General features: G+C 36.2%; 7 protein-coding genes. 5 read left to right on the top strand and 2 right to left on the bottom strand.

Annotated elements, in window-relative coordinates; translation table 11 throughout:
• Positions 1-223: hypothetical protein (locus QZ265_RS08055; protein WP_296405120.1), on the top strand; the 223-nt coding region annotated here is incomplete at its 5' end.
• A 65-nt stretch (positions 224-288) separates the two neighbouring features.
• On the opposite strand, the gene QZ265_RS08050 is transcribed toward QZ265_RS08055, so the two are convergent.
• Positions 289-1,617 carry a hypothetical protein gene (locus QZ265_RS08050; RefSeq protein ID WP_296405118.1) on the bottom strand — a complete coding sequence of 443 codons (1,329 nt, stop codon included), beginning with the start codon at positions 1,615-1,617 and terminating at the stop codon, positions 289-291.
• A 424-nt stretch (positions 1,618-2,041) separates the two neighbouring features.
• Here QZ265_RS08050 and grpE point away from each other — a divergent pair, with 424 nt between their 5' ends.
• Entirely contained in the window at positions 2,042-2,668 is a 627-nt protein-coding gene (gene grpE, locus QZ265_RS08045; protein ID WP_296405116.1) for a nucleotide exchange factor GrpE, read from the top strand.
• 290 nt (positions 2,669-2,958) lie between these two features.
• Complete coding sequence (dnaK, locus tag QZ265_RS08040) at positions 2,959-4,893, top strand: molecular chaperone DnaK (RefSeq protein WP_296405114.1); 1,935 nt, start codon at positions 2,959-2,961, stop codon at positions 4,891-4,893.
• Between the two features lie 105 nt (positions 4,894-4,998).
• Here the strand turns inward: dnaK and QZ265_RS08035 are convergent, their stop codons facing one another.
• Positions 4,999-6,210 (bottom strand): 8-amino-7-oxononanoate synthase, encoded by a 1,212-nt coding sequence (locus tag QZ265_RS08035; protein WP_296405111.1) that lies wholly within the window; start codon positions 6,208-6,210, stop codon positions 4,999-5,001.
• 356 nt (positions 6,211-6,566) lie between these two features.
• On the opposite strand from QZ265_RS08035, the gene QZ265_RS08030 reads away from it, so the two are divergent.
• Together QZ265_RS08030 and QZ265_RS08025 are read left to right on the top strand one after the other, a co-directional pair.
• The gene (locus QZ265_RS08030; RefSeq protein ID WP_296405110.1) at positions 6,567-7,157 is read left to right on the top strand and encodes a porin family protein; all 591 of its coding nucleotides are present in this window, start codon (positions 6,567-6,569) and stop codon (positions 7,155-7,157) included.
• A 504-nt stretch (positions 7,158-7,661) separates the two neighbouring features.
• Entirely contained in the window at positions 7,662-8,237 is a 576-nt protein-coding gene (locus QZ265_RS08025) for a porin family protein (protein ID WP_296405108.1), read from the top strand.
• Positions 8,238-8,679 lie beyond the last annotated feature (442 nt).

Below are 8,679 nucleotides of genomic sequence, written 5' to 3'. Positions count from 1 at the left end.
ACTGACAAATGGTTTCACGTGGAACTTTTTAAGTTTAGTTGTTCCATGTGAAACATCTATCATTAATAATGTGCTATTAAAATATGTACAATTAAATTATGTGCTATTAAAAAAGTTAAGCGGTATTTTGAATAATAGGAGTATATGTTTAAATAATAACAGTTTAGTTTTAAAGAATAGAGAGGTTACTCCAGATGAAAAGTCTTCGGAAAAATATCATTAATCAAAAAAATACTAAAAAATAATGTTAAATAGTTAATGCATTCACTAAAGGCTTTAGGGTGATTATTAATTTATGAATACTTTTTTGCCTATTGAATTCTTTGGTAAATCCGCCAGACAAACCAAGCTTTCATTACTAATACCACTTACCAGAAATTTATCAGAATCCGCAAAGTACTCCATCACTCCTACAGGGGTATAAGCTAAAGTTTGATCTTGTTCAATAACCCACACATACACAGTAATTGGACTCTTTGGGCGAGGTTGTTTTTTGGTCAATTGCTCAAGTTGAGCCTCATGAATGGCGCTTCTTGGTAAGCGTACTCCTAGCTCGATTTGACCATAGTCAATATGCATCGATGCGAGCATCCCAGGTGCCAATTGTTCTTTACTATTCTCTCCTGCGACTAGAGGTGCTTGAACAAACAAAGTATTTGATTTAGGCTCAGGAATGATATGGCTAATTTGACCGGTAAACTCTTTTTGCAATTTATGCACAGTAAACGTCACAGGATTACCCACGGCAAGCTGAGACTCGGTAGATAAAGGTAGTTTGCCAATCAGTTGCAATTTTTTTGTATTGGCCACCGTAATGATAGGTGATGATAAGTTACTCTGTGTCGCACTAACCGAATTAGAATCATTACCATCTGCGGAGTTATTGTTAGAATTTCCCTCAATATTATCTTTGGTATTAACCGAAATCTTGCTATTAGGGTCAGTAATTGCCGTAACAGTACCTTTAATAGGCGATTTAAATACTAAGGTTACCGCCACTGGTTTTTCAATAGGAGATGACTCTGCGGTTGATGCGTTATGAGTAAACTGTGCATTGCCGTTCGGAGGCAAAGATTTTTCACTACGTGTCTCGGCCTTAGTATGAGCTTGTATAGAAGCAGTATCGCTTTTAGGTATATTTTTAATTTGAACACCGTTGACATATACTTCAACAAATTCATCGTTAATCTCATTGCCAATCTCAGTATCAATCTCATTGCCAATCTCATTAACAATATAGTGAAGTTTACTCTGTGCTATTTTACTTTTAATTTCTAATACAGGCTGACCTTGTTCAACTTCTTGTCCTGCTTCAACCTTAATAGATGCAAATAAAACAGGATAGGACGTCTTAATATCAACACGCTCAACAGGCACCAAACTACCTTCTAGATTAAAACTAGGCTGATAACGCTCAGGGGTACTGGTCTGAACCATTGAATGGTCTATCACAATTTTATCTTCAAACAATTGAACCAAAGTATCTGCATTCGGTTTTGGCTTTGAGTCGCACCCTCCTACTATTATGGTCGTTACCATAGCCAATAACATCGCCTTCAGATATTGCTTAATAAGCGCAGGCTTGCTATTGATTGTATGGGTCAAGAATAACGACATGTTTAAGTCCTATAAAGATACTGTATTGAGTTTAGATACTGTATTTAGTTTAATTAAATTACTTTGACAAAAAAATGCACTGACATTAGCTTTAAAAAAATAGCTTTAAAAAAATTAGCAACTGCCTAAGAAAAGCTGTCTCATAAGGTATTTTAAGGCATTAAGCCCTTAGTCTTGTTAATGGATTGTTTTAAGTTTGTGCGTAGGGGTTGAAATTTGGCCTAATAACCTTTATCAAGCACTAAGAATATAAAAAAGTGCATGGCAAAAACAACATGGTTTGAGTTAGCAAAATATTATCAAAAAAAGCAAAATATTCTAAATTAGACCTTTGAACGACTAAAAAATATGGTTATATGAATCTAACCTACTAACTAAAAGCTACTTAAATTATTGTAACTATTTAAATCACTAAGGAGATACCATGAGTAATAATGAAGCGAACAATTCAGTACCCCACCAAGCAAATGATCAAGCAACTGAGACTGTGGCTCATAACAATATTGAGCGTCCTGAGACCGTATTAGAGCAGACCCTGAACGAATTTAACCCTGAAGTAAATGGTGATAGTACTATTGCTAATGATATTGATGTCAGTGTGTATGAAGAGCGTATTGCTCAACTTGAAAACGAAGTAAAAGCTGCAAAAGAAGGCCAAGCTCGTGCCAATGCGGATGCTTATAATGCACAAAAACGCATGGAACAAGAAACTGAAAAGAGCCGTAAATTTGCGCTACAGAAGTTTGCTAAAGAGCTGTTAGAGGTGGTTGATAACTTAGAGCGTGCCATTATTAGTGTCCAAGCCGATAATGATGCTGACGATGCTATTATGGAAGGGGTGAAGCTTACTCATAAAACGCTGTTAAATGCATTGAATAAACAAGGCGTAGAAGTGGTAGACCCACAACAAGAGGCTTTTAACCCTGAATTGCATGAAGCTGTGGGTATACATCCTGAAGCACCTGCCGATACAGTAGGTGAAGTGCTACAAAAAGGCTATACCTTAAATGGTCGTTTATTGCGCCCAGCTATGGTAAAAGTAGGTCAGTAATCGACTCAATAATGTTAAATAATTCGCTTAATCGTATTTTTCAAAGTCTAAAAACACATAAAAAGACAAAAAGTTATCAATTTTACTTAACTTTGGCTTGAAAAATCGTCGAGCCAAACCGATATATAGAAACAAGTAGCAAGGCTTACTGCGTAGCTTTAAAACGTTCATTTCTGATACAGCCAGTTTTATTATAGCTAGTATTCATTAAGGGAGTTTCATTTTGGACAGTAAGCCAAATGCTGATATTGAAATAAACACAAACAATAAATAATTTGGAGTTTTATATTATGGCTAAAACAATTGGTATTGATTTAGGTACAACCAACTCATGTGTGGCAGTAATGGAAGGTGATAAGGTTAAAGTCATCGAAAATGCTGAAGGTACCCGCACAACGCCTTCTATCATCGCTTATAAAGATGGTGAAATCCTAGTAGGTCAGTCTGCAAAACGTCAAGCAGTTACCAACCCTAATAACACGCTATATGCTATTAAGCGTCTTATCGGTCGCCGTTTTGAAGACAAAGTGGTACAAAAAGATATCGGTATGGTGCCTTATAAAATCGTTAAAGCAGACAACGGTGATGCTTGGGTAGAAGTTAATGGTAAAAAAATGGCCCCGCCACAGATTTCTGCTGAAATTTTAACAAAAATGAAAAAAACAGCAGAAGACTATTTAGGTGAAAAAGTAACTGATGCTGTTGTTACAGTTCCTGCATACTTTAATGACTCACAGCGTCAAGCTACTAAAGATGCTGGTAAAATTGCTGGTCTAAACGTTAAGCGTATTATCAACGAACCAACCGCAGCAGCGCTAGCCTATGGTATGGATAAGAAAAAAGGCGATAGTACAGTCGCTGTATATGACTTAGGTGGTGGTACATTTGACGTATCAATCATTGAAATCGCTGACGTTGATGGTGAACAACAATTTGAAGTGTTATCTACCAATGGTGATACTTTCTTAGGTGGTGAAGATTTTGACTTGGCTTTAATTGACTATTTGGTTGAAGAGTTCAAAAAAGAGCAAGACTTTAATCTAAAAGGCGATCCATTAGCCATGCAGCGTCTAAAAGAAGCTGCTGAAAAAGCTAAAATCGAATTATCAAGTGCTCAAAGTACTGATGTAAACTTACCATACATTACTGCTGATGCATCAGGTCCTAAGCATTTAGTGGTAACAATTAGTCGCTCTAAGCTTGAAGCTTTAACAGAAGAGCTAGTAAAACGTACTATTGATCCTTGTAAAATAGCTCTAGAAGATGCTGGCTTGAAGGCAAGTGATATTGACGATGTTATCTTAGTCGGTGGTCAAACTCGTATGCCATTGGTTCAAAAAACCGTTGAAGAATTCTTCGGTCAAGAGCCACGTAAAGATGTGAACCCAGATGAAGCTGTAGCAGTAGGTGCAGCGATTCAAGGTGCTGTATTATCAGGTGACAAAACTGACGTCTTATTACTTGATGTTACACCATTGACGCTTGGTATTGAAACTATGGGCGGTGTAATGACCCCAATCATCGAGAAAAACACGATGATCCCTACTAAAAAATCACAAGTGTTCTCAACTGCTGAAGACAATCAGCCAGCGGTAACGATTCAGGTATATCAAGGTGAGCGTAAAGTAGCTTCACAGAATAAATTGCTAGGTAACTTCAATCTAACAGATATCCCACCTGCACCACGTGGTATCCCTCAGATCGAAGTAACCTTTGACATTAACGCTGATGGTATCATGAATATTTCAGCAAAAGACAAAGGTACTGGTAAAGAGCAGAGCATTCAGATCAAAGCCGACTCTGGTTTATCGGATGAAGAAATCGAGCAAATGGTACGCGATGCAGAAGCTAATGCCGCTGAAGATGAAAAATTCGCAGCGCTTGCTCAAGTTCGTAACGAAGCCGACGGCCGTATTCATGCTATCCAAAAAGCAATGAAAGATGCTGAGGATAAAGTGACAGAAGAAGAGAAAACTTCAGTTGATACTGCAATCAGTGACCTTGAACTTGCGGCTAAAGAAGATGATCATGAAGACATCAAAGCCAAGCTTGAAGCGTTAGACAATGCATTCTTACCAATTAGCCAAAAGATTTACTCAGCTGGTCAAGGTACAGAAGGTGTAGATCCAACTCAAGCAGCTGAAGGTGCAAAAGCTGATAATGCTACTGATGATGATGTGGTAGATGCTGAGTTCACAGAAGTGAATGAAGAAGACAAAAAGTAAAACCTAGATAATATTGGTTTATTGTTCAAATTGATCATTGTAATTAAGACCGCACTCTTAGAGTGCGGTTTTTTTTATCTAATAGATAGCAGTTGTATTATAAAGCTACAGCTGATCAATAAGACGAGCACAGTCTGAAGTCGTTAATTGAGCATTCATGACTAGTCTAATCCTTGAAGTGTTAACAGGTACAGTAGGTGGACGAATAGGTAAGGCATAGAATCCAGCTTGTTGTAAGTCTTGAGCCTTTTTAACAGCGCTCGCATTGTCTCCGACTATATAAGGAATAATTGGAGATTGGTAAACTATATTGGGGTCGTTGTTTATCGCTTGAGACACGCTAACTGAAAGCTGAGCAAGATGGCTACGTAAAGTAATAAGGTTAGGCATTTTTGCCAATACAAATCTAGTCCAGCAATGGGTGACGGGCGGCAGCGCCGTACTAAAGATAAAAGAACGCATTTGATTAATGAACCACTGCTTAATGGGCTCATTACAAATGATATAGGCGCCCATAGAAGCAAAAGCTTTACCAAAAGTGCCTACCAGATAGTCTATATCCTCTAAAGTCTGGGTTTCCTCAGCCAGTCCTAATCCATTGCGACCCAAGACACCTACAGCATGGGCTTCATCTACATATAGCTCAATCCTTGGATCCTTGGCTTTAAGACCAACTAGAGCTTTTAAATCTGCCCGATCACCATCCATACTAAAGATGCTCTCTGTCACTATGATAATGCGCGCCACGCTGTCATCTGCTTCTTGTATCAGACTAGCCAAGTGATTTAAGTCATTATGTCGATAGCGTTGATAAGTACATTGTTTACTGCTAATAAGACGCACCCCATCTATCAGGCTGGCGTGAATCAGGGTGTCTGTCAAAATCAAAGTAGTCAGTGGTAATTTTGCCAATGCCGGTATTACCCCAATATTGGCATGGTAGCCACTATTTACCACCAATACAGCTTTTTGGCTTATGGCTCGCTGTTCCTCGCTTAATCCAAGTTTGTACCAATCTAACAGTTCGTCCTCTAAAAGTTGTAGCTGTTCATGATTGCCCGTTAATAAGCGTGAGGAGGTAGAGCCCATTTTTGGTAACAAAGATTCAGGCATCTCATTTAAATAGTTTAAGAAATCGAATTGTAACCTTTTATCATTGGCTAATCCTAAGTAATCATTGCTTGAAATGTTAAGTAAGGAGATATTGTTTGAAACTATCCATTGATCTTGATGTTTTATTTTTGGTAGTTGTCGATACTGTTGCTTAGACTTTAATGTTTCGAGTACTTGGTTAATAGTAGAGTGTGTCGGTCCCATTATATACAGATGTCCTAAAATAAATTTGAGTTAGAATAGCGCTTTTCTTTATGAATTGAAGCTATAAGATTTATAAAAATAATAAAATTGTAAGAGATTGAGGTTTTACAATATGTATAAAGTATTACAGAAAAACCTAAATGTAACAAATCTTTTCAAAAAACGGTTTATGTAACCGTTGGCATAAACAATAGCCGTAAAAATTAACTTCTTACCTATTAAACATAGACAGAATAAGTTTCAAACCTTGTATAAAATGCGTACATCGACAACGAGTAAGATGTTTCATTACTTCGATGATAGATACTTTTATTTATTATTGTCTTACATTTAATACTATTGATTTGGAGAAAAGAATGAAAACTTTACATAAAACTTTATTGGTTCTAGCTACTGGTACATTATTCACAGCTGGTGCTCAAGCTGCTATTAGCTATGGTAATGGTATGACAGCACAGCCTTATCTTGGTGCTAAAATTGGTCAATATGATCTTAATATTGATAATGCAGACAAAGCAACTTCTTATGGTGTTTATGGTGGTGCCAAATTTACGCCATATTTCGGCTTAGAAGCTGAGTACTTAACTACTAGTGATGAAAACGCTGGTGAAGATGCTGTTTCTAAGAGTGAGTATAGTGCTGATACTTATGGCCTATATGCTACAGCTGATTACGCCATTCCAAGTGCAAACGGTCTATATGCTAAAGGACGTTTAGGATACGCAAAAAATAAGGTTGAAGTTAAAGACACTGTTAAATCTACTAATGTAAAAGATACAACCAAAATTGATGATACAGGTGTTGCTGGTGGTTTAGGTTTAGGCTTTAATGTATCACCTAATGCTTCAATCGAAGCGATGTATAACTGGTACCCTTCAATTGATGTAGACAATGGTGACAGCATTGACGCTTCTGGCGTTACTTTAGGCGCTCATGTTAAATTCTAATTTAACGGTTTATCTGCTTTAAAGGTTTAATAGCTACTTTAAATTTCGATAAATTAAGTCTTACAATGTTTTATCAAAAACGATCGCATATGCGGTCGTTTTTTTATTTCTAATATTATATTTTGATATTTACCAGTATGGTTTGCCAAGCGCTTATACTCAAAGCATCGTCATAATTTTCATTAAACGTTGACTACTTTTATTAGTAAATTTAACAATACACTTGACTAAAAAGTTTAAGTAAATCAATTACAGTTGTATGCAGATAGAAATGTCTCATATCATTAAGTAACAACTAAGCTATCAAAGTCAAACACAGTCTTTGAAATATTTTGTTACTATTACGACATAGAAAGAGAAATGGATTTAAAGCTAAAAATTTCAGCATTTAGTAATGATTCATTTAACTTCTAAGCAAATCAATTCTTTGCTATCTATCTAGCTAGCTAACTAAATAATTAGATAACCCAATAATTAGATAACTATATAAATAGGAGTACGATAATGAAATTATTTCAAAAAACGCTTTTAGCGGTTGTTGCTGGTTCATTGGTTACTGTAGGCGCTCAAGCGGCTACTAACTATGGTATGACTGCACAGCCCTATATCGGTGCTAAAGTTGGTCAGTATGATCTAGATGCTGCTAAAGATGCTGCTACTTCATATGGTATCTACGGCGGTGCGAAATTTACACCAAACTTTGGTGTAGAAGCTGAGTATATGACTACTAGTGATGAAGATTTTTCAACTACTCTTGTAGAAAAGTCAGAATATAGTGCTGATGTATATGGTTTATATGCAACCTATGACTATACTTTCCCAGGCTCACAAATGTATGCCAAAGGACGTCTAGGGGTAGCTAAAAACGAAGTTAAATTAGATTCTAAAAATGTTTTAGGCGTAAATAATGGTGACTACTCTGATACTGGAGTAGCTGGTGGTGTTGGTGTTGGCTATAACCTAGCGCCTAACGCTGCAGTTGAACTGGCTTACGATTGGTATCCAAAAGTAAAAGATGTAGGTAATAAAGGCGACTTAGATGCATCAGGTATTACTTTAGGTGCTAACTTTAAGTTTTAATTTTAGACATATAATTGAAATCTTAAATTTAGTTAAGCTGCAAAATTAAATCAAAAAATGATCGCTTCGGCGGTCATTTTTTTGTTACGTTATTAAACTATATAGCTTTATATTTAGAGGTATATTGAGAGAGTGGTTTTGAGTGGTTTTGAGTGGCTTTTTGTGAAATTAGTGAAACTATGAATTTACTGTTTAAGATTTAATGATTCTGTGGATTTATTGATTCTGTGGAGTGAATGAAAGAATTAAGCCAATTTGTTTTATTTATATATCGTATTAAATTTGCATGATAAAACCAATTAAATGAGAGTTAAGTATCAATTGTCTACACAGTTTTAAGTCGATATTTTAATCTATGGCTGTCATGACAAATTTGAAAAAATGACCTCGTTTAACACTAACTTAAAAATTATTATTAAAGTGGTTCGAGATTAATTATTAG

This window comes from Psychrobacter sp., assembly GCF_018260395.1.
Taxonomy (GTDB): domain Bacteria; phylum Pseudomonadota; class Gammaproteobacteria; order Pseudomonadales; family Moraxellaceae; genus Psychrobacter.
This window is presented reverse-complemented; position numbering and strand designations above follow the sequence as displayed.

What these genes read in the sequence shown, in the direction of transcription:
- QZ265_RS08050 (WP_296405118.1), bottom strand. Translation starts at nt 1,617, where the DNA reads ATGTCGTTATTCTTGACCCATACAATCAATAGCAAGCCTGCGCTTATT.
- grpE (WP_296405116.1), top strand. Translation starts at nt 2,042, where the DNA reads ATGAGTAATAATGAAGCGAACAATTCAGTACCCCACCAAGCAAATGAT.
- dnaK (WP_296405114.1), top strand. Translation starts at nt 2,959, where the DNA reads ATGGCTAAAACAATTGGTATTGATTTAGGTACAACCAACTCATGTGTG.
- QZ265_RS08035 (WP_296405111.1), bottom strand. Translation starts at nt 6,210, where the DNA reads ATGGGACCGACACACTCTACTATTAACCAAGTACTCGAAACATTAAAG.
- QZ265_RS08030 (WP_296405110.1), top strand. Translation starts at nt 6,567, where the DNA reads ATGAAAACTTTACATAAAACTTTATTGGTTCTAGCTACTGGTACATTA.
- QZ265_RS08025 (WP_296405108.1), top strand. Translation starts at nt 7,662, where the DNA reads ATGAAATTATTTCAAAAAACGCTTTTAGCGGTTGTTGCTGGTTCATTG.